This is a genomic window from Enterobacter sp. 01-M-02-SI-ECC (assembly GCF_047530595.1).
In the GTDB taxonomy this organism is placed as follows: Bacteria; Pseudomonadota; Gammaproteobacteria; order Enterobacterales; family Enterobacteriaceae; genus Enterobacter; species Enterobacter cloacae_M.
In genome coordinates this window covers 40,692-65,186 of the sequence record NZ_JBLKCZ010000015.1, presented here as the reverse complement: position 1 = coordinate 65,186, position 24,495 = coordinate 40,692, and the positions used below count along the sequence as shown (strand labels likewise).

27 protein-coding genes and 1 pseudogene are annotated in these 24,495 nt (G+C 57.3%); 14 read left to right on the top strand and 14 right to left on the bottom strand.

All coding sequences use genetic code 11. The features are described from left to right. The first annotated feature begins 59 nt into the window (after positions 1–59). From ACMWLG_RS17790 to ACMWLG_RS17735, 12 genes are all read left to right on the top strand, one after another. A complete protein-coding gene (locus tag ACMWLG_RS17790) occupies positions 60–980 on the top strand; it encodes a hypothetical protein (RefSeq protein WP_022652176.1) in 921 nt (306 codons plus the stop codon). 73 nt (positions 981–1,053) lie between these two features. Continuing rightward, positions 1,054–1,989: a hypothetical protein gene (locus ACMWLG_RS17785; protein ID WP_022652177.1), complete on the top strand. Its 936-nt coding sequence runs from the start codon at positions 1,054–1,056 to the stop codon at positions 1,987–1,989. A gap of 176 nt (positions 1,990–2,165) precedes the next feature. After that, positions 2,166–3,122 carry a hypothetical protein gene (locus tag ACMWLG_RS17780; protein ID WP_022652178.1) on the top strand — a complete coding sequence of 319 codons (957 nt, stop codon included), beginning with the start codon at positions 2,166–2,168 and terminating at the stop codon, positions 3,120–3,122. Between the two features lie 408 nt (positions 3,123–3,530). After that, on the top strand, positions 3,531–3,800 hold the full coding sequence (locus ACMWLG_RS17775; RefSeq protein ID WP_015063142.1) for a hypothetical protein: 270 nt from the start codon (positions 3,531–3,533) through the stop codon (positions 3,798–3,800). A gap of 109 nt (positions 3,801–3,909) precedes the next feature. Further along, positions 3,910–4,446 carry a hypothetical protein gene (locus ACMWLG_RS17770; protein ID WP_223203164.1) on the top strand — a complete coding sequence of 179 codons (537 nt, stop codon included), beginning with the start codon at positions 3,910–3,912 and terminating at the stop codon, positions 4,444–4,446. 7 nt (positions 4,447–4,453) lie between these two features. Beyond that, a complete protein-coding gene (locus tag ACMWLG_RS17765; protein WP_015063144.1) occupies positions 4,454–4,711 on the top strand; it encodes a hypothetical protein in 258 nt (85 codons plus the stop codon). Positions 4,712–4,784: 73 nt separating this feature from the next. Beyond that, entirely contained in the window at positions 4,785–5,321 is a 537-nt protein-coding gene (locus tag ACMWLG_RS17760) for a hypothetical protein (protein WP_015063145.1), read from the top strand. Positions 5,322–5,337: 16 nt separating this feature from the next. Next, positions 5,338–5,784, top strand: coding sequence for a hypothetical protein (locus ACMWLG_RS17755; protein ID WP_414763014.1), 447 nt, complete (start codon positions 5,338–5,340; stop codon positions 5,782–5,784). After that, entirely contained in the window at positions 5,777–6,385 is a 609-nt protein-coding gene (locus ACMWLG_RS17750; RefSeq protein ID WP_015063147.1) for a hypothetical protein, read from the top strand. Before ACMWLG_RS17755 ends, ACMWLG_RS17750 begins: the two co-directional genes overlap by 8 nt. Continuing rightward, on the top strand, positions 6,375–7,334 hold the full coding sequence (locus ACMWLG_RS17745; protein WP_022652180.1) for a DNA replication terminus site-binding protein: 960 nt from the start codon (positions 6,375–6,377) through the stop codon (positions 7,332–7,334). The genes ACMWLG_RS17750 and ACMWLG_RS17745 overlap by 11 nt, the downstream gene beginning before the upstream one ends. 10 nt (positions 7,335–7,344) lie before the next feature. Further along, on the top strand, positions 7,345–8,253 hold the full coding sequence (locus ACMWLG_RS17740; protein WP_022652181.1) for a hypothetical protein: 909 nt from the start codon (positions 7,345–7,347) through the stop codon (positions 8,251–8,253). Next, positions 8,189–8,533, top strand: coding sequence for a hypothetical protein (locus ACMWLG_RS17735; RefSeq protein WP_015063150.1), 345 nt, complete (start codon positions 8,189–8,191; stop codon positions 8,531–8,533). The genes ACMWLG_RS17740 and ACMWLG_RS17735 overlap by 65 nt, the downstream gene beginning before the upstream one ends. A gap of 24 nt (positions 8,534–8,557) precedes the next feature. Here ACMWLG_RS17735 and ACMWLG_RS17730 read toward each other — a convergent pair whose 3' ends face one another. From ACMWLG_RS17730 to ACMWLG_RS17665, 14 genes and pseudogenes are all read right to left on the bottom strand, one after another. Next, positions 8,558–9,739 carry a tyrosine-type recombinase/integrase gene (locus ACMWLG_RS17730; protein WP_015063151.1) on the bottom strand — a complete coding sequence of 394 codons (1,182 nt, stop codon included), beginning with the start codon at positions 9,737–9,739 and terminating at the stop codon, positions 8,558–8,560. 374 nt (positions 9,740–10,113) lie between these two features. After that, positions 10,114–10,359: a DUF2274 domain-containing protein gene (locus tag ACMWLG_RS17725; protein WP_006378741.1), complete on the bottom strand. Its 246-nt coding sequence runs from the start codon at positions 10,357–10,359 to the stop codon at positions 10,114–10,116. Next, positions 10,356–11,639: a TrbI/VirB10 family protein gene (locus ACMWLG_RS17720; protein WP_414763013.1), complete on the bottom strand. Its 1,284-nt coding sequence runs from the start codon at positions 11,637–11,639 to the stop codon at positions 10,356–10,358. Before ACMWLG_RS17720 ends, ACMWLG_RS17725 begins: the two co-directional genes overlap by 4 nt. A gap of 2 nt (positions 11,640–11,641) precedes the next feature. Further along, positions 11,642–12,634, bottom strand: a complete 993-nt coding sequence (gene trbG / locus ACMWLG_RS17715; RefSeq protein ID WP_016487821.1) for a P-type conjugative transfer protein TrbG — start codon at positions 12,632–12,634, stop codon at positions 11,642–11,644. Beyond that, entirely contained in the window at positions 12,631–13,335 is a 705-nt protein-coding gene (gene trbF, locus ACMWLG_RS17710; RefSeq protein WP_006378793.1) for a conjugal transfer protein TrbF, read from the bottom strand. Before trbF ends, trbG begins: the two co-directional genes overlap by 4 nt. 18 nt (positions 13,336–13,353) lie before the next feature. Further along, on the bottom strand, positions 13,354–14,721 hold the full coding sequence (gene trbL / locus ACMWLG_RS17705) for a P-type conjugative transfer protein TrbL (RefSeq protein ID WP_006378795.1): 1,368 nt from the start codon (positions 14,719–14,721) through the stop codon (positions 13,354–13,356). Then, a complete protein-coding gene (locus ACMWLG_RS17700; protein ID WP_006378798.1) occupies positions 14,718–15,044 on the bottom strand; it encodes a hypothetical protein in 327 nt (108 codons plus the stop codon). Before ACMWLG_RS17700 ends, trbL begins: the two co-directional genes overlap by 4 nt. A 12-nt stretch (positions 15,045–15,056) precedes the next feature. Continuing rightward, complete coding sequence (trbJ, locus tag ACMWLG_RS17695; RefSeq protein ID WP_006378800.1) at positions 15,057–15,800, bottom strand: P-type conjugative transfer protein TrbJ; 744 nt, start codon at positions 15,798–15,800, stop codon at positions 15,057–15,059. Further along, entirely contained in the window at positions 15,797–18,247 is a 2,451-nt protein-coding gene (gene trbE / locus ACMWLG_RS17690; RefSeq protein ID WP_414763012.1) for a conjugal transfer protein TrbE, read from the bottom strand. The genes trbJ and trbE overlap by 4 nt, the downstream gene beginning before the upstream one ends. Positions 18,248–18,259: 12 nt before the next feature. Then, positions 18,260–18,529 carry a VirB3 family type IV secretion system protein gene (locus tag ACMWLG_RS17685; protein WP_006378802.1) on the bottom strand — a complete coding sequence of 90 codons (270 nt, stop codon included), beginning with the start codon at positions 18,527–18,529 and terminating at the stop codon, positions 18,260–18,262. Then, complete coding sequence (locus ACMWLG_RS17680; protein ID WP_006378803.1) at positions 18,526–18,912, bottom strand: TrbC/VirB2 family protein; 387 nt, start codon at positions 18,910–18,912, stop codon at positions 18,526–18,528. Before ACMWLG_RS17680 ends, ACMWLG_RS17685 begins: the two co-directional genes overlap by 4 nt. After that, positions 18,909–19,978, bottom strand: a pseudogene (trbB, locus tag ACMWLG_RS17675) (P-type conjugative transfer ATPase TrbB). Before trbB ends, ACMWLG_RS17680 begins: the two are co-directional and overlap by 4 nt. Continuing rightward, positions 19,975–20,451: a CopG family transcriptional regulator gene (locus tag ACMWLG_RS17670; protein ID WP_006378865.1), complete on the bottom strand. Its 477-nt coding sequence runs from the start codon at positions 20,449–20,451 to the stop codon at positions 19,975–19,977. The pseudogene trbB and the gene ACMWLG_RS17670 overlap by 4 nt, the downstream one beginning before the upstream one ends. Beyond that, positions 20,448–22,445 (bottom strand): conjugal transfer protein TraG, encoded by a 1,998-nt coding sequence (locus ACMWLG_RS17665; RefSeq protein WP_016487822.1) that lies wholly within the window; start codon positions 22,443–22,445, stop codon positions 20,448–20,450. The genes ACMWLG_RS17670 and ACMWLG_RS17665 overlap by 4 nt, the downstream gene beginning before the upstream one ends. A gap of 306 nt (positions 22,446–22,751) precedes the next feature. Between ACMWLG_RS17665 and ACMWLG_RS17660 the strand changes: the two genes are divergently transcribed. Together ACMWLG_RS17660 and ACMWLG_RS17655 are read left to right on the top strand one after the other, a co-directional pair. Beyond that, positions 22,752–23,657, top strand: coding sequence for a LysR family transcriptional regulator (locus ACMWLG_RS17660; RefSeq protein WP_006378991.1), 906 nt, complete (start codon positions 22,752–22,754; stop codon positions 23,655–23,657). A gap of 280 nt (positions 23,658–23,937) precedes the next feature. Then, positions 23,938–24,468: a polyketide cyclase gene (locus ACMWLG_RS17655; RefSeq protein WP_016487823.1), complete on the top strand. Its 531-nt coding sequence runs from the start codon at positions 23,938–23,940 to the stop codon at positions 24,466–24,468. Positions 24,469–24,495: the final 27 nt, after the last annotated feature.

The following is a 24,495-nucleotide window of genomic DNA, read 5'->3' as shown; positions in this document are numbered from 1 at the left end:
CTAATCCCTGAGGGAACTCTTCCCTTGGGGAGAATTCCCTCTTAACCGAGGGCAATAAAATGAAAGCTATTTATAAATTAATTGAAGCGATGCTGGTGAAGATGGGTTTTGAAGGTGCTGCGATCCAAAGTGTCAATCTGGAAACCGGAGTCATTCAGAGTCTTGTTGTGAAGGTTGATATTCCAGTCCGGACTTTAAAACCGCATTTAATGCGTTATCTGCGCGACTGGGAGCCTTTATGGGGCCCTGACGTGGATAACCATCCTGTTGCACAATATTGCTCAGGAGCTGCGTTGTTGAAGGCTGGGCCGGTCACTCTTGAAACCTTGCAGTTTGAGGTTTCAGTGTCAGCAGCTCACCTGCGTCTTGTTGATGTTGAGCCAGACTGGCTGAATGAAGGTGTGAACCGTGAAAAACTGGACTATGTCTATTATCGTTCCAGCAATGCAGACAAGGATTTAATCCTTGGTATGGTTGAAAACGGTCACAATTTCATCAGCCATCTTCATGGCCAGTTACGGTCACGCTTATCTCAGGTTCTTCCGCTTATTTTCGCAGTTACAGAAAAGGTTGCGGAAAGTTCAGTTCCACAAGTGTTAACCAGGTTCTTCAGTGTTGACCATCAAATCAATACTCAGATAGTAGTTGAACCGGTACCCGTTTCAGTTGCAGACCAGATAATTTCTGCCAACTGGGATGTGAGTAGTATTTCTGGGGCTGACAAGTTCCTGAACCATGTTAATCGTTACCTGTCGGGTAGGGTGATGAAGCGGCGCATTTACGCTGTTATTGAATCTTGCAACGATGGCCCTTTAACTCTCGACGCGAATCTAGGTTGCTTTACTTCACCTCTTCTCGTCACTGAGTACAAAATGGTTCAATCGCATTCTTCATCGCTGTACAGAAAGGCTATAAATAACTCGCTTAAGCAAATCAATTCGTATGCTCCAGAGCATTCGGATGATCTGCTTTACATGTAATTAATAAATAACCCTAAGGGAAGCTCAATCCCTTTAGGGGATGCTTCCTTTATTCTTTCAAGAGGAAGTAGATATGTTTAATGAAAACGATGATATAAATTTTGTTAGCGCCATGCTTAAAAAACAACTTGGTCTGACAGTAATTCAACAGGATATTAAACTGTTTGATAAGTCTAATTTCTTTGAACAACTCTCATTCAAAGCAGAAGTGGCGACTGATGATTTGTTATTCTATCTTGATTCATATATCGAAGAGTTGATAAAACATAAAGCGCCGTATTCTGAAACCGAAGTTCTCCGGAATAAAATCAAATACCTTTTTAAAGTATATGAAAAGTCTGGGTTTCAGAAAATAACAATTCGTGGTTATCATAATGCGCATAGCACTATGAAATTTTTCGATATAGCAACATCAATATTGGCGGCCTCAGAATCGTTGCCTGAATATGATGAATTTCAGAAAGGTCTCAGAAAGGAAATTTATCAGAATAGAATGAGTGTTGACGGGAAAGTTCTTATTGCCCGGTATGCACTGAAGCAATTTTTCCATTCTGATTTTGGCGACTTTATCTATGAGTTTGAGAAAAAAATAACAGAGTGTCTATTTAATTCTCTTCAGGTTATCAAGTCTGTTAAAAATTCATTTCATAGTTTAGGTCAATATCAATATCACCGTCGTGTAAATCATGAACTGATGTTGCATCTTGAGCTGAACACTGATGAATACCCGGCTTGCATGCCTGATCTTTACATTGGTTTCAATGAGTCTGAAGGCACGACGGGGGCGTATTGCGATGATGAAAAACTCATTCGTCTTTATACCTGCGTAAGTTCCGGACACGATGTGCCGGTTATGATGAACGTTCGTTTCACTGGCAGTGATGGGAGTGTTAAGTGTGAATCCTCGCACGGAACCTTCTCTTCTGTGGGACCTTGTGGCCGAGTACAAATCTGTGACAGAGCAGCGTTGATCCATGAAGCGATTGAAGAGTTTCGGGACGGTGTTTAACCGGTCCTCATTCTCACCTCATCGTAAAAAGTAACTTTGTTCGACTAAATGATTGCGTTCACTTTCCTGTTTAACTGGCAGGATAGAATGATTTAGAAAAACATATTTTTATCCACCCACTGGGGAAGTTGCTCCCCTATGGGGCACTTCCTTTCAATTTTCCTGAGGAAGTGAAAATGACTAATTATACTGATAATCAAAACTACGTTCGTGCAGTACTGGCAGACATTGGCATTGATTTTGATGAGACAGAGATTCATATCAATGTCTCTCACTGCCAGGGCGACGAGGTTTCTTTTTCTTGCAGTATATCAGCCAGTGAATTAAGACAGTCTGTGGACCATTATGCGGAAACGCTTAATGCTACTCAACTGGATGGACTGGATGCTAATACCCTCAAGAAGCGCCTGGTTTACTTCCTTGAGGTCTTCGACCAAGTTTCCGGTCAGTATCTGGATATCTCTGGTAAACACTACGCGACTAGCCGCTTTGAATACGATGATGTCTGTTGTGATATCCTAAGTCTTTCTGCGGATAGCACACAACCTGGTGGCTATGATCGTGAAGAATACAAAAAACTGATGGAAGTTGATGGACAGGTTTTAATCGCCCGTTTTGCACTGGAACAATTCTGGAATACGCATTTTATTGGGCTTATCAACTATGTATCAGATGAAATAACATCCGGTCTTCATGATGCTTATCGCACTTTCAGTGATATAAGCATGGCCGCTTATACATTTAGTGAGTATTCATATTCACGTCGAATTACCGACGAACTGAGTCTGCATATTTCACTTCAAGAGGACGATTTCGACGATCAATTAACCGATTGTTATATGGATGAAACAACGCTGCCGTCCGGCAAAGTAGTTTTACGTCGTAATAATGAATCGATTATTGATATTTATGAAAGTTATGCTGCAAAATCTTACTTTCATATGGTTGCTCATGTTCGAGTCCTTGATCAAGATGGTGAAGTCGTTAATGAACTTTACCAAGGGGTGAATGTATCTGAATTGACTGGTGGCCGGGTTAAAATCCATGACCGTCAGGATCTAATTTATGAAGTATTCTCCACATTACGTAAACTCATCCCCGCTACAGAGGTTAAAGTCTCCGTTGCGGCATGAGTGCTGAAGATAGTTTTATATCTTCAGTTTTTTATACTCCCAAGAAGGCACGGTTATCCGTGCCTTTTTTTATTCCTCAAATCTGTTCTTTAATCCGCTATATTTCAACGTACTCATTGACCGATATGATTAACTGCATTGCTCTCCGGTCACAGCTCTTCATAAACCATCCGTTACCTTCCGCATCAACTCCAATCCAAAATGACACTCTTTCTGCTGCTTCCTTTCCTGCTCCGGTTAGTTTCAATTTTTTGACACGTGTTTCCGTTTCCGGCCGCAATCAGTCTACATGCTGGAGACTGCATAAATAAAATTTACTTACTTTGTTTTAGTTTCGCGAAAATAGGTCTCTTATCCGAAAAATGGAACGATAGAGATTTGTATACTGTTTAAAACAAAGGAGTGACTATGCCTGCCACCATAAGTCTGAGCAATATCCCTGTGAACTCGGTCTTTTCCCACGACCAAAGCCAGTTCTCTTATCGGCATGTTGATTTCAGTATTGAGTTGCTGCTTTCTTCGGGAAGTGACTCACAGCTGGAGTATCTTTTTCTCAAACCGGCAGCTGAAGTAAAGGCCGATCTACAGCGTCGTTTAGGCCGTGGGGAACTCTTTGTGACAACAGACAGTTGCGACAATTTTAGCGAAGTCTATGGCTGTATGGGACACGATTGCTGAGGGCTTTATAAAGGCAGGCGTCCGATTTTATAACAATACGAGACACAAGCACCTAATGATGACTGAATCGTTCTATGACTGGGTTGTGTACTGCATCACGGGCGTAATAATGGCGTCGGCGCTCCTCGAAGGAAAAAGAACCCGTTTCCCGGCTGCATTTTTTTACGGAAGCATTGTGCTTCTGGTTGTTTTGATTGTGGCCGGTGGCCTGAACTGGTGGTTTTACCGGTCAAAATTCGGCTCAGTCGTCGTTATTTTTGCTGCTACAACACTGTTAATGACCCGATTCAGGATGGTCATTTATGCGCTCAGGTTTCGGTCGCTGGTTGCAGGTCTGCAATCACACGTTAACAAGGGGTTCAGGATAATCCTCGTTTTACCCGAAAATGAGGACGAGAAGATCGTATTAATGAGCATGTTGTCTAAAAAAATACCCGCAGGCGCGTTGTTTTATACCCAAACTGCTCTGGGTCCATATTCAGGGGATCTACTGCATGCATTGGGACAAAAGCATCTTATGGGCGAAGGTTACCTGCTTCTCTGTGAGCAACAACTTCCTGCCCGAACCTGGCTAAGCACTGTGGAAAACGGTGAACCAGAGACGTCTCTTGCAGTCAATTTTCATTCGATCCCTGATATGGAGTGATACCCCTATGTACAATACCGATTCACAGACCGTACCAGCTGACACCCTGTGTGAAAGCAGTTCTCAGGTGAAAATTCAGTTAAGTCGAAGTGCCTCCCGGGCGCTGACGACGGCGAAAGAAATTCTTGAAACCCGGGGACTGGAATCTGTATCAACTGAAGATCTCGTTCGGGCATGCCTCGAAGAAAATCATCCTCTCGATCTGGCCAGCATCTATCTTGAGCATCGACTAAAACAGAAGGGGACCAGCATCTGCGAATTTTAGCGTTTTGCAACCTATTGGGGAAAATCCGGAATGTGTTTAAATAGCTGTAAATAAAGCAATCTACAGGTAAATCATGAAAAGCAATCTTCATCCTTTTGGAGCGTCTGGCACGAAACGAGTACTCAAAACGGACATTGCGTTGTCGCTGCTCTGTTGGATGTTTACCAGTCCCTTTAGCAACTGGACCGAAAAATATTTTACCGGCACAGAGGTGCCTGAAGCACCGATGCCCGAGTTGGGTCAGGCACCTGAGGCTATCTTTCGATTTGTGCTTAATGATGATGGTTTTGATGTTGGTTATGACGCTGTGGGTATGGATCTCTGCTGTTTCTCTATCCCACTATCTGCAATGCCAACAGTAAATCTCGACGAAGAAGAGACGTTATCCAGGCTGACTGGCGAAATGATCCACGGCGTACTGCTTTCTCTGCCTGAGTACCTTGAGATGCCAGACAGGCTTGTCTATCAGCTAAATGATGAGGTAATGGCGTTCAATTCACACTGTGGCAACGGAATTCTCCATGGATGGACGTCAGCGCAAGAGCTGTGGCGAAACGAGATCTTGCCACGCACACCTATTTTGATGCAGCACACCTCAGTCATTCACTGAGTTCCGGGGGCTCTGGATGAAAAAGCGACTTTACCTGTTGGAATGGAAACTTTGTGAGACACGAGCCTGGTTAGGATGGATGGTTTTTTGGTTGATCATCAGTTTTATGCTGTTATCTGCGATGTTGATGACAGGGCATTTGCTAAACAAGTTTGTCCTAGCGCCCGTCTGGCTGTTTATCTGGTGCTCTCCCTGGTTATGCTTCTTGTTGAAGGTACGCGTGACCGAGATTGATAAAGGGCTGGTGAATACCCTTCAGCTCGGAGGTTTACCGGTTTGTCGGTGGAGCCGTCCTGTAGTTACCGGCATTTGGTCTGTTGATCGAATGAACGGCCGCTACAGGCTGAACCGTATTGGCACGGATGGCCTAACGGTACATTATCCGTGGCGCTTGCATTATCAGCCTTTGTTCCTGACTCCGGATAACCAGATTTCTGATATTAACGGGGGTAAACATGAATGAAAAATATGACGCTGTAGTGAGTGCAGCTACCTCCTGTCTGTTGTATGTCCGTGAAAACGGAAGGTCAGGCCTCGGGGAATGCCCGGTGGCGTATTCGAATGAACTCATCAACAGATGGCTTAGTTCGGCTGAACGTCGTAATTTGCATTCTCGTCAGTGTTTGCGTTCGATCCGAACCATTCTGAAGCAAGCCAGAAAGTGTCGTCAGCCTGATTTTAAGAGCGTGATGCATTTGCTGGTGGAAGGTAATGGCGTTATCCCGGATGTTACAGTATCGGATTTGGGTAATGTGCAGAGTATACGAAATGAACTTATTGGACTGGGCTGGTGGGTGAAGTTCGGTGTACCGCTGGACTGGCAGCGTATCAATCTGCAACACAGGCCTGTCAGTTTTGGCCTTTTGTCCGACCTTAATCGTTGTTTCAGGCATGACGGCCAGCAGGCTGAACCTCTGCCCCTTTATACAACAGGCAATTCCGATGAACTGCGGAAGGTGTTGGAAAAGTACAGCTACCGGCTGCGTATCGCATCTTCAGAAGTGGTTGAGGATGTAACGGTGTTGCGCTGTTTTATTGAAACCGGAGTGATGAATGTCCAGTGAAAATTTACCTTTCTACCGTGATCGGATTCTGGAGCGAATTGAACAGCTCAGAGCCTTTCTGAATAACCATCAGCCGGTGATGGCGGAACTGATGACTGTGGGGGCCGTCACGCGCCACGAAGAGCGGCTGAAAGAGGTTACCCCAATTGAGGTGAGTACTATTTCTGATGCCTCTGTAGATGACATTATCCGTGTATTTCAGGATTTTTGTATCGATGACATCGATGTACTCAGCAGGAATTCAACGAAAGTAACGACCAAATATCCGGGGCTGATTATTGTTCCTGAGGGTGCCGAACTGCTGAGCAGAATTATTCGCGATATCAACGACGCCAAAACTGACTTTGCCTCAGCTATGAAAAGGGTAAATGATCAGAAACACATCCGCTTTGAGGAAGTTCACCGTAAACTTCCCGGCCTTGTGACAGTGGCGTCTACTCGCAAAATTATGTTTGTGGAGGCACGGCTTAAAAAAGTTACTTTTTGCTGGCGACTAAACCGGAACCAGGTAAAAACCAACGCCAGTGAGCTCATCGCGATGCTGGATAAGCGTCGTACGGCAGCGGTCAAATCGCCAGCGACCACTGACCTGACAGTGGTTGCGAACATCGATAGGGCGAAGGCATTACTTGAAAGAAAGGTCCTACAAGACGGGGATGCGTTACGTCTTTGTCGGACCAATACCTTCCCGGTTCCGATCGCGCATCTGTTCTCATACCGTCCTGAAGGCACGGAGCGTGGAAGTAGCAAATACGCCGAGACGGATTACAAGGTGGTGAAAGCCTCACTGCCCATTTTCGCTGTTGGACAAAAGCCAGCATTTAAAGGTCTTCAGAACTGGGTGCCTGCGTCGGATGACGCACCGTCAAATGCACGAAGGATCAACCATAGCTACACGGAGCTTGTACCCGGTGCGGATCTTGGCATTTTCATTATGAGTAAGGTCTGAGGAGAAAAGCATGCAATGGATCTCCACTACCAGCCAGAAGCTCGATGAGAGACTTTATCGTGTCTGTGTCTGGGTGAAAAAATACCACGAGGACGCTATTAACCGTGTTGTATTGACGGTGGATCTCAGTAAAGCCCGACATGACCCGGGAGAGGATAAGGTACGGTCCGAGTTACTGTGTGGCCATTACTTTCTCATGAGGAAGGAAAACAATGCGAAATCGGCGCCAGCGGATCAAAACTTTGAATTTTTACCTGACGGCCGCAACCTGAGCTGGCAGACGTCGACCCCGGGGCTTCAGCAGCTTCTGCTGAACAATAATGTACCGGAGTCCCTCAGGACCCTGGCTGATTATATTCACATACGTCTGACCAAACTGACAATGGTCCCGATGTCGGGAACCATAATGAAAGCTGCACAGGAAGACAGTATCAGCTGGGTGAAAGTGGATCTGCGATATTTCTGGCAGTATGAACTGGTTGATTCCCATCTGGGACCTGTCCAGGTGTCTCATAAGGCGCTTGTGCGTTTTGGCCGTCTGGCTAAACACGATGAAAATGCCAGCGCTATTCGTATGCTTCGCCAGCGGTTGTCATCACCATTTATTCAGGAATATGAGATGCCTGAGGAGGAGCTGAAGCGTAAGCAACAGATCATGAATACCGCCGATGTGAAAATGCTTTTTCATGCTCATTATCCGGGGCAGAAATTGCTGTTGGCCCGGTATGCCAATGGCTGGGTGCTGGTGGATTGTTTCCTGTTCCACCATATCAAACCCAAAAAGAAGGCGAAAAACAAAACCAAAGCAGGCAAATCAGAAACACAAAATATAAAAACGACGGGGAGTGAGGATCATGGAACTGGGCATTATGGTGTGCATCGTGTTGTTACTCTCACTGGCAGCGGTGTGGATCAGTAACAAGGCGGTGGGATTACTGGAAATCCATTATTTTAAGCGACCGCTGAGCATGGAATATGCGGCGTGGCTGAGGGTGATGTGTGCCGGTTTGTTGTTTATTTTTATCCAGATGGCCCCGGCATTCACGTTTCTGTATACGCTTAAGCTGGTGGCACTGTTAAACTTGGGTGTGCAAACTATGAAGCTTAACGGCGTTTATAAAATGAAACGCACAGGTATGCTGCCGCCGAAAGACGCCCTTCAGGATCTGAACCGGTTTAATCCTTTCCGTAAGAAATAACCCTCAGCAGCGCCCGCATGGGCGCTACTCATCCAGCGCTCCGCGCATGAATTGCGTCATCGCTTTTTTACCAGCTTCAATGTTACGGATATAGCGTGAAACCATCTCCGCGTTGCTCCAGTTACCCATCTCCATGATCTGCAAGAGCGTATACCCGGCATGAGCAAGTTCGATGGCACCGCCTACGCGGACGCTGTGACCGGTCCAGCATCGGGTGCCCGTTTCCTGCGGATGAAGCTCTTCCCAAAGCGCTTCAAAGGCCCGGAGTAGCGTGTTCTTACTAAGCATACCCTCATCCTCGACGGGAATGGGTTCGCCATTTCCCCCGAGCGGGGTTCGGGTAGGCAGATAGGGCATGTTATGGTTTCTCAGCAGCGCATTGATTTCGTTACCCTGGCTTCGTAAACCCCATTCAGGTGGCATATATCCGTTATCCTGAAAGTTAACGGCCTGAAAGAGATAGTCCTTCGGATGGCTGTATTGATCCCTTCCGACCATACCCATCAGCCTTCTCAGTGTGGCTGTGAGGTTAGGGGTCAGATGATAGGTGAGCAGGGTACTGACAGTGGATTTTGTCCGGTATACCGTCAAGGTAAAGCTGCCGGTCTTTTCATCCAGCACAAGGTCTTCCATCCGAATTCGCCTGATCTCCGCTGAGCGAAGCAGTGTTTCAAACCCTGTCCAAATTAGGCAAAGGTCGCGGAGTTTGCGCACCGACTGCGTCGTACTGTGTGCTTTAATCAATGCCTTTAGATCCGTCACCATGAATGGCGTAGCCTGGCGGGTAACTTTCTGCTTTCGGGCTTCAGCCTGTTCGAGGGCCGCAAGAATATAACCCACTTCAGATGTGATGATCCCAGGCTGATCGAGTGCTTTCCTTTGGATACTGTTCAGGGCATGCAGGCACCCTTTAATACTGCTTCGTGACAGTGACTTCTGAAGATGGTCTAAATAGGCCAGCAGTGGAGTTTCAGTCACCGGGAGAGAGCTGGCGGGCCAATCTTCGTTCACCTCCTTTCCTGCATTTGCCTGATACCACTCATTCCAGGAACGCAGCCAATGGAGATACGTCTTAGCCGTATGGTATTTCAGGTGAGAAAAATAGCGGATGAGGCGCATCAGTTGCTTGTCATTAACTTTAACCGTAGACAATTGTTGATGGAGATCGTTGTCTGCAAACCGTCTGGTTACTGGCTGGCTATTCATTGTGTCCACCTGAATACACTGTTTTTATTTACAGCCATTTTAGCATTGCGGTACCTGCTTATGAACAGGTTCCGGGCAACAAAAAAGTGCCGGTGTCAAGTCTTTCGCGCAAATCAAGAAGGACTTGAAACCGTATATGGGACAGTAGGTTAGCTCCTTTCGGGGCCGCTTAGAAGAAGAGCGGCGTTGTCGGCTAGGAGCGACATAGGAGCGTTGGGAGAGAAAGCCGCATCGCACTGTGTAGTGCTGGATTGCCGAGGAACGGCGGGCCTGTCGCATCATCATAGCCCAACAGGCTCGGCGGCATCCAGAATGAAGAACGCGCAGCCTGGGCTGCGCGTTCGATGGATGCCGTTGAATAGCATGCGGTGCAATCATGGCGGCTTCGGTGGTGTGCTGCGGGTCGCCGTGCCCTTCCTGAATCCTCGATCCCCCGCCATGAACGCTTCCAGCATATGCGGGATCAGCGTCGCCGCATCAACGGCCTCGCCATACGCCTGCGCGTGTAGCGCGGCGTAGCGGTCGAGGTCGGCTTTCAAGCTGGTCGGGCAAACGAAAGTCAGCTTGGTGCTCTCGGTCTTCGGCAGCGGGCCGAGCCGCAGCTTCTTGGTCGTGCTCATCGTGAAGTCCCCCGGTTGAAGAACAGCGGCTGGTACCGCCGCAGCACCAGATCCCGGTTGACGATGATGCGAACCGGCAGGCCCGGCCGTTGCGTTAAGGTCGGCTGGATGTTGAGGTTGCGCCGGGTCATCTCCTGGCCGACCTGATTGATGCTGTCCTGCGCGCTGTCGCGCCCAGCGATGATGACGCGATCACCATCCTGCCGGTTCTCCGGCGCGGCCAGCTCGGCACCGACGCCCAGCAGCGTGGTGAGTGCCGCACCGGCAAAGATGCGGCCCCAGTGGTAGTCCACATCGTCCTCCAGCCCGGCATAGCCGGCTGGGTCGGTGCCGGCCAGGTTGTCGAGCGTGAGCGAAGACGTGTCCGGCAGGATGATCCGGTTCCAGACGACTTGAACGCGGCTCTGCCCGTAGCTGACCTGGCTGTTGTATTTGCCCAGGATGCGCGAACCCTGCGGAATCAGCAGGAAGCGCCCGGAGGCTGTGTCATAGACCGGCTCCGTCACCGTGGCGATCACGTCGCCGGGCAAGTCCGACTTAATCCCCGTCACCAAGGCACCTGCGACCACCGTTCCGGCCATGACCTGATACGGCGAAGTTGGCAGGGTCAGATTGCCGGAATTACGGGTTTCAGTGGAGCCACCTTTCAAGAAAGCCTCTTTATGGTCTTGCCGGTTTTGCACCGCTGTCGGGTCAGCAGGCTGGGCCGCCGTGGAGACCGGCCCGGCCGCCAGCGGGTCAAACACCGCATTGGCGGCGAAGCCCGGCGCAGCGGCCACCTGTGTCTGCGCCACCGGCGCCGCATTCTGCCCTCCCGAGCGGAAGAACACGGACGAGGCCGCGGCCGCTTCGGCTTCTTTGCGCAGAGCATCGTTCGGGTCGGGGCCGGGGGCCGCGTAGGCGGCCGTCACCGGCTGCTGCGACTTCACAATGGCCGGGCCAAGATCGCCCGGCAGCGGCGGCCCCAGTTCGGGAACGGCAGGCGGCAACGCCGGCGGCAGCTTGGAGTAGTCCGTCGGCAGCGCATCCAGTCCTTCAGACTTCGAGACACGATCGACGTTGTAAAGCTCGGTCTGCTCGCCCGCACCGCGCCGCTGAGGTTGCAGCGACCACATCACCGCGCCGAGCACGGCCACCGCCAGGACGCCGGCGAGGATGGCCAGCGTGCGCCGATTCAGGCGCGTGACCGGGCGCGGCTGGGCGCGAAGCGCGACCGCCTCGGGAGCGATCTTGCCCGCCGCCTGCGGCGCGGCAAGGTCGGGAGTGTCATCCTGGCTCATGGTCAGTTCCTCCGCGCAACGCCATCGGTGCGCTCGATCCGCACCACGTCGCCGCCGTCGCCGCCCAGCCGCAGTTCGGCCGCGCCGAACAGGCGATCCACGACGTAGTACGGCGCGCGGAAACGGTAGTTCACCAATTGCCCGTCGCCCTGCGCGCCGATGACAAACAGCGGCGGCAACTCGCCCTGGGCGATGCCCGCCGGAAACTGGATATAGACCTTCTCTCCATCATCGAAGGCGCGTAGCGGCTTCCACGGCGGGTTGCTGCCCGATACCGCGTAGCGGAAGCGGATCTTGTCCAGCGACAGGCCCGTATCGACAGGCGTTGTCGCCTGCGCAGCCTGCGCCTGGCGCTGCAACGCGAGCATCCGGTCTTTCGGGTAGTCCCAGGATACCGACGCCATCCATGCCTTCTCGGTCGAGGTCAGCTCCAGCAGGTAGGTGCGCCGACTGGTGGTGATGACGAGATTGGTTTTCAGGCCGGAACGGATGGGCTTGACCAGCACATTGACGCGCAGATCGGCCCCGCCGCCGCTGGACGTGTCGCCCACGATCCAGCGCACGGTATCGCCGGCGGCGACCGTCACCAGTTCCTCGCCCGGTTGAAGCGAAACCACCGTCACGCGCCCCGGCGACGCATAGACCTGATAAAGCGCGCCATCGGTGAACGGCCACACCTGAATCGCGTTGACGTAGCCCTCACGGGTAGGCGCGATACGCGCTTCTGCATTGGCACGGGAAACGCGCACCTTTTCGTCGGCCGGCTCCGGCGCAACGGGGGCCTCATCGAGTTCCGGCAGCGGCTTCAACTGCGCCGGCAGCGCCAGCGGTTCAGGGACGGCGACGACTTCGACGGGCTTGGGCGGTTCGGGCAATGGCTGGGCCAGCACCGGCTCGTCGAGCGAGATGGACGGCGGCGGCTTGCCCTGCGAGGCGCAGCCCGCGAGGGCCAGCAGCGTCAAAGGAAAAACGTAAAGGCAGAAACGAAGTTTCATGGTTTGGCTCCTTCGGAAGAATCCAGTTCGCGGCTCCATGACAGGCCGTTGACGTAGATACCCAATGGGTTCTTGCGCAAGCGCTGTTCAGTACGCGGGGTTTGCAGGACGGTCGAAAGCACGGCGTTCCAGCGTTCGGTGCCGGCGGGCGCACCGTTGACATAGCGCTGCTCTGTCCAGCGCACGTTGAAAGACGTGTCGCTGGCGCGAACCACGCTGGTGATTTGCACCGTTACCGATTCCTTGCCGATGCGGGCGAATGGGTCATTGGTGCGGGCGTAGTCGTTGAGCACCGCCGCGCCCTTGTCGGTGGTGTAGTCGTAGGCATCGAGCCAGTTCTGCCGCACCACGATGGGGTCGATGGACAGCGAGCGAACCAGCGTCACGAAGCGCGCCAGGTGGTGCGCGATCTGCGCGTCGCCGGGCCGATACGGCGTAGCGGCCTTACCTACAGCGCGCACCTGCCCGGCCTGATCGACCTCGATGACATAGGGCGTCACGATGGACTGCGCCGAGCGCCACACCAGGCCGCCGGCCATCAACAGCGCGAGCACTAGACAGCCGAAGGCCATCAGGCGCCAATTCTTCGCCTGCACGCGGGCGGAGCCGATACGGTCGTCCCACACCTGGGCGGCGGCTTGATACGGGGTGGCAGGCTGCGGCGTATCGGCGTAGCGCACCTGCGGTCGTTTGAATCGCATGGGTGTTCTCCTTGAAGGTTAGGTATCGGAATCCCGCAGGCTCGGGCCTTGCCCGGAGCCGCCGCCGTCGCCCCCGCGCAGCGTGTGGGCGGCAGTGGTCGCGGCATGGGTAGCCTGCTGGCGGCGGTGCATCCGCTTGGCCCAGGCCGGTTGCTCTTGCTTCTGCGAGCCTGCGGTGCCGTCTGCGGTCTGGCCGCGGCCAGCACCGTCGCTGCCGGCTTCTGTGCCGTTCCAGCCAGCGCGGAAGGAGTCGGCCACCTTCTGCCCAACAGCGGAAGCACCAGAGGTGACGCTGCGGCCTGCGGCTTGTGCGCCGGTCTTGGCGACATTGCCGAGGCCAGCCGCCGCGCCCTTGGCACCGCCGCCGGCCGCAGCGGAACCGGCCTGGAACGCCGATCGGGCACTGCCGGCCGCCGAAGTCGCGGCACGCGCGCCGGCACCGGCCAGCTTTGCGGCCGCCGGGGCCATTCGTGCCCCAGCCATGACGGCGCCGCCCACTCCCGTTGCGGCGGCTCCGATGGCAACGCCGGTGCCGACAGCCCCGACCGCAGCACCAGCCATCGCGCCCGCACCAAGCTGTGGCGCACCGGACACCAGGCCGGTGGCGATACCGGGGCCGAAAATGCCCAGCGCCAGCAGCGCGAGCGAGGCCAGCATCACGACCAGCGCGTGGTCGATTGATGGTTCGTCGGGATGTACCTGGAACTCGGCAAACAGCCCGGAACCAATGCCGACGATGACGGCCAGCACCAAGACCTTGATGCCTGACGACACCACGTTGCCTAGCACCTTTTCCGCGAGGAACGAGGTCTTGTTCCAGAGTGCAAACGGGATCAAGACGAAGCCGGCGAGCGTAGTCAGTTTGAACTCGATCAGCGTGATGAAAAGCTGTACGGCCAGCACGAAGAAGCAGAGGATCACCACCAGCCAGGCGATGAACAGAACCACGATAGGGTCGATGTTCACGAACACCTCGGGGAACCCAGCCATGTCCCCGATCTGTTCCAGAATCGGCGCGGCTGCGTCGATGCCGGTCTTCGCCAGCCGGCCCGGCTGAAGAAAGTTCTCCATCGTGATGGCCGAGCCGGTAGCGGTGATTCCCAAGCCGGCGAACGAGCGGAACACGATGCTCGCCAGCCAGTTGAAGTTGCCGATGATGTAGGCGAACGCGCCGACATAGAGCACCTTGCGCAGCAGCTTGGCGATCACGTCGTCGCCCTGGCCGGTGGCGTGGCTCATGGCCCAATACAGGCCAGCGATCGTCATGTCGATGACGATGAGCGTGGCGGTGAGAAATGCCACTTCGCCCTGCAATAAGCCGAAGCCCGAGTCGATGTAGCGCGAGAACGTATCGAGGAAACGGTCGATGATGGTCACGTCGTTCATGGCGAATCCTCGGGCGGAGTGAGCGGAACGGCGCCCTCTGGCAATTCATCTGCGGGCGTATCGAAGCTCGGCGGAATCGGCGGGAGTTCAGCCAGCGAGTTGTATTCATCCGGCCCGGTATGGCCGGCGAAGAAGCGCCGCCGGAAGGCTTCGGCGGCGGCGCGGCAGGCATCCTCGCCCATGGCCTGCCGGTCGACCGCGCATTGCCCGCGCAACGCCTTGAGCCGCACCGGATCTGCGGCCAGGGCGTCGGCCAGGTTCTCGGCCGGCTGCTGGCCGCACGCGGTCAGCAGCACGGCCAGCAGGACGGAAGCGCATCGCATGGCCGCCTCCGGTCAGTTGTTGTAGAAGTTGACGGACTGCGGCGTGTACGGCGTGCCGGTGCCGAGGAAGCGCCGCCGCACTTCGCGGGCGCGCTCCATAGCCGCCGCTTGCCGCGCCAGTTCCAGCGAAGCGGCCCGGTCTTGCGTGATCTGGAGCTGCTGCGCCTGGATCGACTGCTTGGCCTGCAAAGCCAGGAGCTGGTTCGTCGCCTGCATCGCTTGCAGCGCGCCGGTGGCCGACTGGCTCTGGCTCACGAGGTCGGCCAGCGCGCTTTCGTCTTGGGCGAGGTTCTGCGACACCTGCGCCTGCATCCGCATCGCGGTGTGCAGGCCGTTCAAGGTGTTCTGCCAGCGTTCGCGGGCATCCTGTGCCATGCGGTCGCCGCTGATGGTGGAGGCGTACTGTTCCGGGTACAGGCGGGCGAACGTGGCATCCATGCTCTGCACGTCGTAGGCCAAGCCGCGCGCCTCGGCGATCAGGCGCTCGGTGGTGGCGAGCGTCGAGCGCAGGCGGTTGACGATGTTGAAGTCGAGATTTGCCAGGTTCCTGGCCTGGTTCATCAACATCTGCGCCTCGTTCTGGAGCTGGTTGATCTGGTTGTTGATCTGTTCCAGCGTGCGCACGGCGGTCAGCGTGTTCTGCACGAAGTTGGACGGGTCGAACACCGTCAGCGCGGATGCGGGCTGCACGGCCAACAGCGATACCGACAGCACAGCAGCGAGTGAGACAGAGAGCAAACGGGGCTTGGTCATCATGGCGAAACCTCCAGCGGTTGAGAAGCGAGAAAGGAAGCTGCCGCCGGAGCGGACGGCAGCAGGTCGGCGGCCCAGCCGAGGCCGCGATGGCGCAGCCACGCGCCGGCGAAGCCGGGAGCGCCGGCCTGCGTCAGCACTCGGTCAATGTCGCGTTGGTCTTGCGGTGTGGATGCGCCCGAGAAGGCGAGCGCGGCTGGCCCCAGGTCGAGGTCGAACAGGCGATTGCCGAGGCGCGACTGGTAGTAGTAATCGCGCTTGGGCTGGGCGGTCGCCACGATCTCAATCTGGCGGCTGCTCAAGCCGAAGCCTTCGTAGATCGTTCGAATCTGCGGCTCGGTGGCCTGCGGGTTAGGTAAGAAGATCCTGCTCGCGCAGCTTTCGATGATGGCTGGCGCGATGGTCGAGTCCTTGATGTCGGCCAGCGACTGCGTGGCGAAGATGACGCTGACGTTCTTTTTTCTGAGCGTCTTGAGCCATTGCCGGATGCGGGCCGCGAAGGACGGCTCATTGAGGAACAGCCACGCTTCATCGAGGATCAACAGCGTGGGCGCGCCGTCGAAACGTTCGTCGAAGCGGGCGAACAGGTAGCGCAGCACCGCTTGCACGGCGGCCGGGCTGTGCATCAGTTCTTCCATCTCGAAGCCCTGCACGTCGGCCATGCCCAGCCGGTCGTGGTCAGCGTCCAGCAGCTTGCCGTGTGCGCCGCCCAGCACATAGGGCGCGAGCGCTTGGCGCAGCGCGTTAAACTGCAATAACACCGACAAGCCGGTCATGGTGCGCTGCTCCACCGGCGCACCGGCAAGGCTTCTCAGCGCCGACCAGATGGCAGCCTTCTCGTCCGGGCCGACCGTCACGCCTTCGTGCAGCAGCCGGCCCTCCACCCATTCGGCGGCCCAGGTGCGGTAGCCCTCGTGGGCAATTCGCGCGAGTGGCTGGAAGGCGATGCCGCCATCGGCGCCGAGGTCATAGTGCTCACCGCCAAGGCCGAAGATGGTGGCGCGCATCGAGCGGCCCATGTCGAAGGCGAAGATCCGCGAGCCGAAGTAGCGCCGGAACTGCATGGCCAAGATGGCGAGCAGCACCGACTTGCCCATGCCGGTCGGCCCGGCGACAAGGGTGTGCCCCACGTCGCCGATGTGCGTCACCAGCCGGAACGGCGTCGCGCCATCGGTGCGGGTGACGATCAGCGGCGGGCCATCGAGGTGTTCGTTCTTCTCCGGCCCAGCCCATACCGCTGACATCGGCATCATGTGCGCCAGGTTCAGCGTCGAAACGATGGGCTGACGCACGTTCGCGTATGCGTTGCCGGGGACGGACGACAGCCAGGCATCGACTGCGTTGAGGGTTTCGGGGATGGTCACGAAACCCCGGCCCTGGATGACGCGCTCCACCATGCGCAGCTTCTCGTCGGCCACGGCCGGGTCGGCGTCGAGCACCGTCACCGTGGCGGTGAGGTAGCCGAAGGCGACTTGATCGCTGCCCAGCTCCTGCAAGGCGGCATCGGCGTCGGCGGCCTTGTTGCTGGCATCGGTATCGACCAGCGGGCTTTCCTGCTGAAAGATCGTTTCGCGCAGCAGCGCGATGACGTTCTTGCGCTTGGCGAACCATTGGCGCCGCAAGCGCCCCAATTCCCGTTCCGCCTCGGCTTTGTCCAGGCACAGGAAGCGCGTACTCCAGCGATACGCAAAGCCCAGGCGGTTGAGGTCGTCCAAGATCCCCGGCCAGGTCGAGGTCGGGAAGCCTCGTACCGACACCACGCGCAGGTGCTGATCGCCCAGCATGGGCGCCAGGCCGCCGACCAGCGCGGCATCGGCAAGCAGTGCGTCGATATGGAACGGCACGTCGGGCACGCCGACGCGATAGCGCCGGGTGGAGACTGTGGCATGCAGGTAGGTCAGCGTCTGGCTATCGTCCAGCCAGGCAATCTCCGGCATCACACCATCGAGCAGGTCGAACACGCGATCGGTCTCTGCCACGAAGGAATCAAGCCGACCACGCCAGTCCACACCCTCAGTGGGCCGGTTCTCGTACAGCATCCCAGCCGCACGGGCGCGAGACTCTTGCGGCGGTAGGTGTTGCAACGTGAAGTGATAGACGCTCTCGAAATGGCCATCCGACTCCTCGAACGCCGCGCGTCGCTCCTCATCCACCAGCCAGGACAGTGGTTCGGGAAAGGAGGATTGCGGATAGCTCGATGCCCGCATCCGCTCGGCCTCGATATAGAAGGCCCAGCCAGACCCGGTACGGCGAAGCGCGTTGTTCTGCCGCGCCGACGTGGCAATCAGCTCGCCCTGTGTCGCACTGTCCAAGTCGGGGCCGCGAAACTGGAACGTGCGTTGAAACGAACCATCTTTGTTCAGCACAACGCCCGGCGCGACCAGCCCGGCCCAGGGCAGCCAGTCGGCAAGCAAGGCCGGGCGCTGACGATATTCGGCAAGGTTCAGCATGGCGTCCTCCCCTCACACGTCCAGAAGCGGGCGGTGTTTGATATGCCGCGCGAAGACCTGCATGAACTGCGGATCGACGCGCGCACCCCATACGGCCAGCGAGTGGCCGACGATCCAGAGCACCACGCCGGGAATCCACAGTTGCAGGCCCAGCCCGACGGCGGCGGCCAGCGTGCCGTTGGCAATTGCCACGGTGCGCGGCGCGCCGCCCAGCAGGATTGGCTCGGTCAGCGAGCGATGCAGCGGCACCTCGAAGCCTGGAAGGTCGCTGGCCGTACTCATACGACGGCCCCGCCGGAGAACGAGAAGAACGACAGGAAGAACGAGGAAGCGGCGAACGCGATGCTCAACCCGAACACGATCTGGATCAGCTTGCGAAAGCCGCCGCTGGTGTCGCCGAAGGCCAGCGCCAGGCCCGTGGCGATGATGATGATGACCGCGACGATGCGTGCCACCGGCCCCTGGATCGACTCCAGAATCGACTGCAAGGGCCCCTCCCACGGCATCGAGGAACCGGCGGCTTGCGCCGTTCCGGCCAGCAACAGCAGCAGCGCGGCCAGCAGCAGCCCCTGCCTCGCAGGGCGGGTGAGGCTGCGCAGCCGCGCCAGGCCGGACAGGCGAGGAAGCGGATTTACGGAAAAGCGGAAAGAATCAACGTGCGTCATGGCAGTTCTCCAAGTTGGTTGGGGGACGGGAATGTGCAGCGGCGTCGGCTGCGAGAGGAACCGGCGTCAGCTCGGGAAACGGCGTTTCCAGTGCGTCCGCCAGGCGATAGCCGGTGCCGTCGAAGCCGACGACACGGGCGATGGTTTCGACGTGGCGCTTGCGGCCGCGTCCGGCGATGTTGATGACGACGTTGACCGCCTCGGCGATCAGCGCCCGCGGCGGATTCACAGCGACTTCGAGAATCAACTGTTCGAGGCGCAGCAACGCGCCCAGCGCGGAGCCGGCATGGATGGTCGCAATGCCGCCGGGGTGGCCGGTGCCCCACACTTTGATGAGGTCGAGGGCTTCGCCGCCGCGCACCTCGCCGACGATCACGCGGTCAGGCCGCAGGCGCATCGTGGCCCGCACCAGCTCGGTCATGGTGACGACGCCGGCGCGGGTGCGCAGCGGCACATGGTCGCGGGCCGCGCATTGCAGCTCGATGGTGTCTTCGAGCACCAGCACGCGGTCGCCTGTGGCGGCGATCTCGGCCAGCAGCGCGTTCGCCAGCGTGGTCTTGCCGGTGCTGGTGCCGCCGGCGATTAGGATGTTCTGCCGCTCGCGCACGGCGCGGCGCAGGAACTCGGCCTGCCCGGCGGTCAGGATGCCGTCGGCCACGTAGCGATCCAGGCCGATGATGCTCACGGCCCGCTTGCGTAGCGCGAAGGCTGGCCCCGGGGCGGCCGGAGGCAGGATGCCCTCGAAACGCTCGCCGGTTTCCGGCAACTCGGCGGTCAAGAGCGGCTGGCCGCGATGCACCTCCGCGCCGACATGCGCGGCGACCAGGCGGATGATGCGTTCACCATCGGCCTCGGGCATCTCCACGCCCAGCGGCGAGCGACCCGACGACAGCCGATCCACCCACAGGGTGCGATCGGGGTTGAGCATGATTTCCACCACATCCGGGTCTTCGAGCGCAGCGGCGATCAGCGGCCCCATTGCAGTGCGCAGCATCTGGATGCGGCGATCCTGGGACGCTGCTGCGGATGAGCGAGGTTCGGGCTGGATCTGTGGAACGGCACTCATGACGCACGCTCCGCAGTTCGTTCATGGGCGGAGGCCATCGCTGCTGCGTCATCCATCTGCATCGGATCGGGGTGCAGTTCCTCCACCACGTCGCGCACCAGACTGCGGCCACGCAGAAGGTGGCGACCCAACTGTTCGACGAACTGCTCGAAGCGCACCTTGCCCTGGGCGCGTGCCGCATCCTGATGGGCTTCGGGCACCGGCGTGCTGACGGTCAGGAAGTAGCGGATGAACAGCGCCAGCGTTTCGATCTGGATGTTCTGGTCGCGCTCCAGGCGTTCGGTCTGCCGCGACAGTCGATCCAACCGCTTGGCAATGGCGGCCTCGCGCTGGTCGCCAGCATCGGGCGACAGCCAGGACGCCAAGGCCGCTGCGACGATGGACGACTTGGACACGCCTTTCTTGGCGGCCAGTTCGTCCAGGCGCTGGGCGTGCTCGGGCTGGATGAAAAGATTGAGGCGGTATTGGCTCATAGGTCGATTCCGTCGTTGGGGTCGAGGGAAGCCAGCCGGGCCGTGCGCTGCATGGCCGGGTCGAGCTGGCCGGGAAGCGGCAGCGCCAGGTCGTCGTCATCGAGCAGCGCCAGGTCGTTCGCATGTGCGTCCGGCTCGGGGTCGTAGGCGACGGTTTCGGAGAGTTCGGGCTGGCGGCGTGGGCCGCCGTCATCGGTGCCGCCCAGGCCATCGGCGGATGCCGAGGCCGGCGCCGCAGGTACGGCCGGGATCGCCAAGCCGCTCCAGTCGTCGGGGCGGGCTGGCGGCGCGTCGGCGTACCTCCCGGCTACGAGCGCGGGCGGTGGCAGGACGCGATTCTTGAAATTGGCGTCGGCGTAGTAGCGCAGCTTCTTCGCGCGGATCGGGGCGACGCTGGACACCATGACCACGGCGTCATCAGGTGGAAGCTGCATCACCTCGCCGGGCGTCAACAGCGGCCGTGCAGTTTCCTGACGCGACACCATCAGGTGCCCCAGCCACGGAGCGAGCCGGTGGCCGGCGTAGTTGCGCTGCGCGCGAAGCTCGGTGGCGGTGCCGAGGGTTTCTGAAATCCTTTTCGCCGTCCTTTCGTCGTTGGTGGCGAAAGTCACCCGGACATGGCAGTTGTCGAGGATGGAATGGTTCTGCCCATACGCCTTGTCGATCTGGTTCAGGCTTTGAGCGATGAGAAAGCTGCGGATGCCGTACCCGGCCATGAAGGCAAGCGCGGACTCGAAAAAATCGAGGCGGCCCAGCGCCGGAAACTCGTCCAGCATCAGCAGCAGCTTGTGCCGGCGCGCGATGCCATCGCTGCCGTCGAGCGATTCGGTCAGCCGCCGCCCGATCTGGTTCAAGATGAGCCGGATCAGCGGCTTGGTGCGGCTTATGTCGGAGGGCGGCACCACCAGATAGAGCGATACCGGGTGCTCGGCGGAAATCAGGTCGGCGATGCGCCAATCGCAGCGCGATGTGACTTCGGCCACGGTCGGGTCGCGGTACAGGCCGAGAAACGACATGGCGGTGGAGAGCACGCCCGATCGCTCGTTGTCCGACTTGTTAAGCACTTCGCGGGCAGCGGATGCGACAACCGGGTGAGGCGCATCGCCCAGGTGCTTCGTCGTCATCATCCGGTGCAGCGTCAGCTCGAACGGACACGCCGGGTCGCTGAGGAAGTTGGCGACGCCGCGCAGCGTCTTGTCCTCGCCTGCGTACAGCACATGCAGGATGGCGCCGACCAACAGCGCGTGACTGGTCTTTTCCCAATGGTTCCGGCGTTCGAGTGCGCCATCGGGATCGACAAGAATGTCGGCCACGTTCTGCACGTCGCGCACTTCGTGCGCGCCGCGCCTCACTTCCAGCAGCGGGTTGTAGGCTGCCGACTGCGCATCCGTGGGGTTGAACAGGAGGCAGTGGCTAAACCGCGAACGCCAGCCTGCGGTGAGCGTCCAGTTCTCGCCTTTGATGTCGTGAACGACGACGGATGCGGGCCAACTCAACAAGGTGGGAACGACCAGGCCCACACCCTTGCCCGAGCGCGTTGGTGCGAAGGTCAGGACGTGTTCCGGGCCTTCATGGCGGAGGTACTGGCCGCGATGCAGCCCGAGGAAAACCCCGTCGGGCTGGATCAGCCCAGCTTTGCGTATGTCTTCCGCATCGGCCCAGCGTGCCGAACCGTAGGTGGTGACAAGGCGCGCTTGCCGCGAGCGCCACACCGACATGGCGATGGCGACCACCACGGCCACCAGACCACTTCCACCCGCGATGGCCCCGCCGATATCGAAGACGTGCGGCGCGTAGGCATCAAAGAAGAACCACCACTCGAACAGCCGCCAAGGGTGATAGACCGGGGTTCCAAAGAAGTCGAACCATGGCGAGCCAAGGCGTAGTTGATAGCCCAGGGCGGCGGCTGTCCATTGCGTTGCACCCCACACGCCGGCGATCACGATGCCGAATACGGCGGCGATCTGCCCGAACAGTACGCCCTGAGCTTGCATTGACTGGCCTCCGATTTCCCTGCACTGATTCCTCGTTCAAAAGCGGCACAGGAACGTGCCGCATAGAGCGAGGATCGGTGCCGCGTGGGTGCCCGTCAAAGACCGTTTTGAGCACAACGGTCGAGGGAAAAGAAAGAATGAGCGGCGGGGCGAGTCGAAGACAAACGCCGCAAACTAAAGCACCCTATGGCGCATTTGGAGTTTCCAAGAGGTTGCCCAGAAAAAAATTCTCGCTGGGTCTCGCTCCCCTCATGAGCAGAATCTAGATATCATGGGAAAGAATTATTTATTGAAATCTGGATAAGAATGAAAGATATCAAGAGCATGGATCTCAACTTACTCAAGGCGCTGGACGTATTGTTGGACGAACGCAACGTGACACGGGCGGCAGCACGTCTTGGACTAACCCAACCGGCCTTGAGCGGCATGCTTGCGCGGCTGCGTGAAAGCTTCGGCGACCCGCTGTTCGCGCGTGCGCAGCGGGGCATCGTTCCGACGCAGCGGGCGCTAGACATAGGGATATCTGTCAAACAGGTGCTAGCGGAAATCGACGCGCTGCTCCAGCCACCTTCTTTCGACCCGGCCACCGCACAACTGACCTTCTCCATCGCCGCGACGGACTATGCGCTGCGTGCCATTGCTGTCCCATTTCTATCGGCACTCAAACAGCACGCACCGCGCGTTCGAGTCTCATTAGTGCCAGTCGAGAGCGGACTGCTACAGAACCAGCTTGAGCGCGGTCAAATCGATCTAGCCCTCCTGACGCCAGAGATCACTCCGCCAAATCTGCATGCCCGAGAGCTATTCAAGGAGCACTACGTGTGTGTCCTGCGGGAAGACCATCCAGCGGCTATGGGGCGCAAGCTGACAGTTAAGCAGTTCTGTGCTCTCGACCATGCGCTTGTTTCCTACGATGGTGGAGGTTTCCGCGGCGTCACCGACGATGCGCTAGAACAGTTGGGCAAACAACGAAGCGTCACACTGTCGGTCAAGAGCTTTCTGATCTTGCCAGACATCCTGCGTGCCAGTGACATGGTCGCGATCTTGCCGAGCCGCTTGGTCGCCGGTATGGACAAGCTGGCTATCTCCCTGCCGCCGATGAAGATACCGGGGTTCACCAAGACGGCTGCTTGGCACGAACGCACCCATCACGATCCAGCACATCGCTGGATACGAGCACTGCTGTTCACTTCCTGTGCTAACAACAAGTAGGCAAGATGGCTCTCATCGTCATGCTCAGCACAACTCTGCCTCGCACTACAAATATGCAATCAGCCGGCTCAATTGGAGACGGACCCTTTCGTAGCACCGCTGCGAGATAGCCTTGTCGGCGGATGGCAGAACCTAGACGCTGATATCAAATTATATGATTTCAAAAATAAAAAATTAGGATTTCACTTATTTCACAGGGAGGCTCATGATTGCTCTATGACCACTTGAATGACGCAGCCACCCCTGTTGCGTCATTGACATTTTGTGAAGGAGCTTCGATATGAGCAAGCAACAGAACGCCATCCTCTGGCCCGAAGGCTACACGCCGGGCTTTACTGAGAATTTCGCCTCTAATGAGATCATCGCCGCCGGCTTGAGCGCGGCCGACGTATGGCCGCTACTCGTCACACCATCGCTGTGGCCAAGCTACTACGCCAACTCGGCTAACGTGCGCTTTCATGGCGGCAAAGGCCCGGTACTGGCCGACGGCGATCGATTTTATTTCGAGACCTTCGGCTTCCCGGTAGAGGGGCAGTGCAACGAGTACGTGGCACCTGCGGATGGGCAACCCGGCCGCGTGGCCTGGCACGGCTGGTCCGGCGAGGAAGGCACAGATACGCGCCTGGATGTGCATCACGCCTGGCTGGTCGAGAACCTGGACGGCGGGCGCGTGCGCATCCTCACGCAGGAAACGCAGAAGGGCAAGCCGGCCGAGGAGCTGCACAACGCCAAACCCAACCCGATGATCAACGGCCATCAGGACTGGCTCGACAGCTTGGTCGAGACAGCGCGCAAAGCCAAGCAGGCGTAATGGTCGCTGGCCGCTTGATCCCAAGCG

Coding starts and splice junctions, on each gene's coding strand:
- ACMWLG_RS17655 (WP_016487823.1), top strand. CDS start 23,938: ATGAGCAAGCAACAGAACGCCATCCTCTGGCCCGAAGGCTACACGCCG.
- ACMWLG_RS17660 (WP_006378991.1), top strand. CDS start 22,752: ATGAAAGATATCAAGAGCATGGATCTCAACTTACTCAAGGCGCTGGAC.
- ACMWLG_RS17685 (WP_006378802.1), bottom strand. CDS start 18,529: ATGAGTACGGCCAGCGACCTTCCAGGCTTCGAGGTGCCGCTGCATCGC.
- ACMWLG_RS17745 (WP_022652180.1), top strand. CDS start 6,375: ATGTCCAGTGAAAATTTACCTTTCTACCGTGATCGGATTCTGGAGCGA.
- ACMWLG_RS17755 (WP_414763014.1), top strand. CDS start 5,338: ATGAAAAAGCGACTTTACCTGTTGGAATGGAAACTTTGTGAGACACGA.
- ACMWLG_RS17670 (WP_006378865.1), bottom strand. CDS start 20,451: ATGAGCCAATACCGCCTCAATCTTTTCATCCAGCCCGAGCACGCCCAG.
- trbJ (WP_006378800.1), bottom strand. CDS start 15,800: ATGATGACCAAGCCCCGTTTGCTCTCTGTCTCACTCGCTGCTGTGCTG.
- ACMWLG_RS17770 (WP_223203164.1), top strand. CDS start 3,910: ATGGCGTCGGCGCTCCTCGAAGGAAAAAGAACCCGTTTCCCGGCTGCA.
- ACMWLG_RS17785 (WP_022652177.1), top strand. CDS start 1,054: ATGTTTAATGAAAACGATGATATAAATTTTGTTAGCGCCATGCTTAAA.
- ACMWLG_RS17760 (WP_015063145.1), top strand. CDS start 4,785: ATGAAAAGCAATCTTCATCCTTTTGGAGCGTCTGGCACGAAACGAGTA.
- ACMWLG_RS17720 (WP_414763013.1), bottom strand. CDS start 11,639: ATGAGCCAGGATGACACTCCCGACCTTGCCGCGCCGCAGGCGGCGGGC.
- ACMWLG_RS17735 (WP_015063150.1), top strand. CDS start 8,189: ATGGAACTGGGCATTATGGTGTGCATCGTGTTGTTACTCTCACTGGCA.
- ACMWLG_RS17790 (WP_022652176.1), top strand. CDS start 60: ATGAAAGCTATTTATAAATTAATTGAAGCGATGCTGGTGAAGATGGGT.
- ACMWLG_RS17780 (WP_022652178.1), top strand. CDS start 2,166: ATGACTAATTATACTGATAATCAAAACTACGTTCGTGCAGTACTGGCA.
- ACMWLG_RS17725 (WP_006378741.1), bottom strand. CDS start 10,359: ATGAGCACGACCAAGAAGCTGCGGCTCGGCCCGCTGCCGAAGACCGAG.
- ACMWLG_RS17740 (WP_022652181.1), top strand. CDS start 7,345: ATGCAATGGATCTCCACTACCAGCCAGAAGCTCGATGAGAGACTTTAT.
- trbG (WP_016487821.1), bottom strand. CDS start 12,634: ATGAAACTTCGTTTCTGCCTTTACGTTTTTCCTTTGACGCTGCTGGCC.
- ACMWLG_RS17730 (WP_015063151.1), bottom strand. CDS start 9,739: ATGAATAGCCAGCCAGTAACCAGACGGTTTGCAGACAACGATCTCCAT.
- ACMWLG_RS17700 (WP_006378798.1), bottom strand. CDS start 15,044: ATGCGATGCGCTTCCGTCCTGCTGGCCGTGCTGCTGACCGCGTGCGGC.
- trbF (WP_006378793.1), bottom strand. CDS start 13,335: ATGCGATTCAAACGACCGCAGGTGCGCTACGCCGATACGCCGCAGCCT.
- trbE (WP_414763012.1), bottom strand. CDS start 18,247: ATGCTGAACCTTGCCGAATATCGTCAGCGCCCGGCCTTGCTTGCCGAC.
- ACMWLG_RS17765 (WP_015063144.1), top strand. CDS start 4,454: ATGTACAATACCGATTCACAGACCGTACCAGCTGACACCCTGTGTGAA.
- ACMWLG_RS17750 (WP_015063147.1), top strand. CDS start 5,777: ATGAATGAAAAATATGACGCTGTAGTGAGTGCAGCTACCTCCTGTCTG.
- ACMWLG_RS17680 (WP_006378803.1), bottom strand. CDS start 18,912: ATGACGCACGTTGATTCTTTCCGCTTTTCCGTAAATCCGCTTCCTCGC.
- ACMWLG_RS17665 (WP_016487822.1), bottom strand. CDS start 22,445: ATGCAAGCTCAGGGCGTACTGTTCGGGCAGATCGCCGCCGTATTCGGC.
- ACMWLG_RS17775 (WP_015063142.1), top strand. CDS start 3,531: ATGCCTGCCACCATAAGTCTGAGCAATATCCCTGTGAACTCGGTCTTT.
- trbL (WP_006378795.1), bottom strand. CDS start 14,721: ATGAACGACGTGACCATCATCGACCGTTTCCTCGATACGTTCTCGCGC.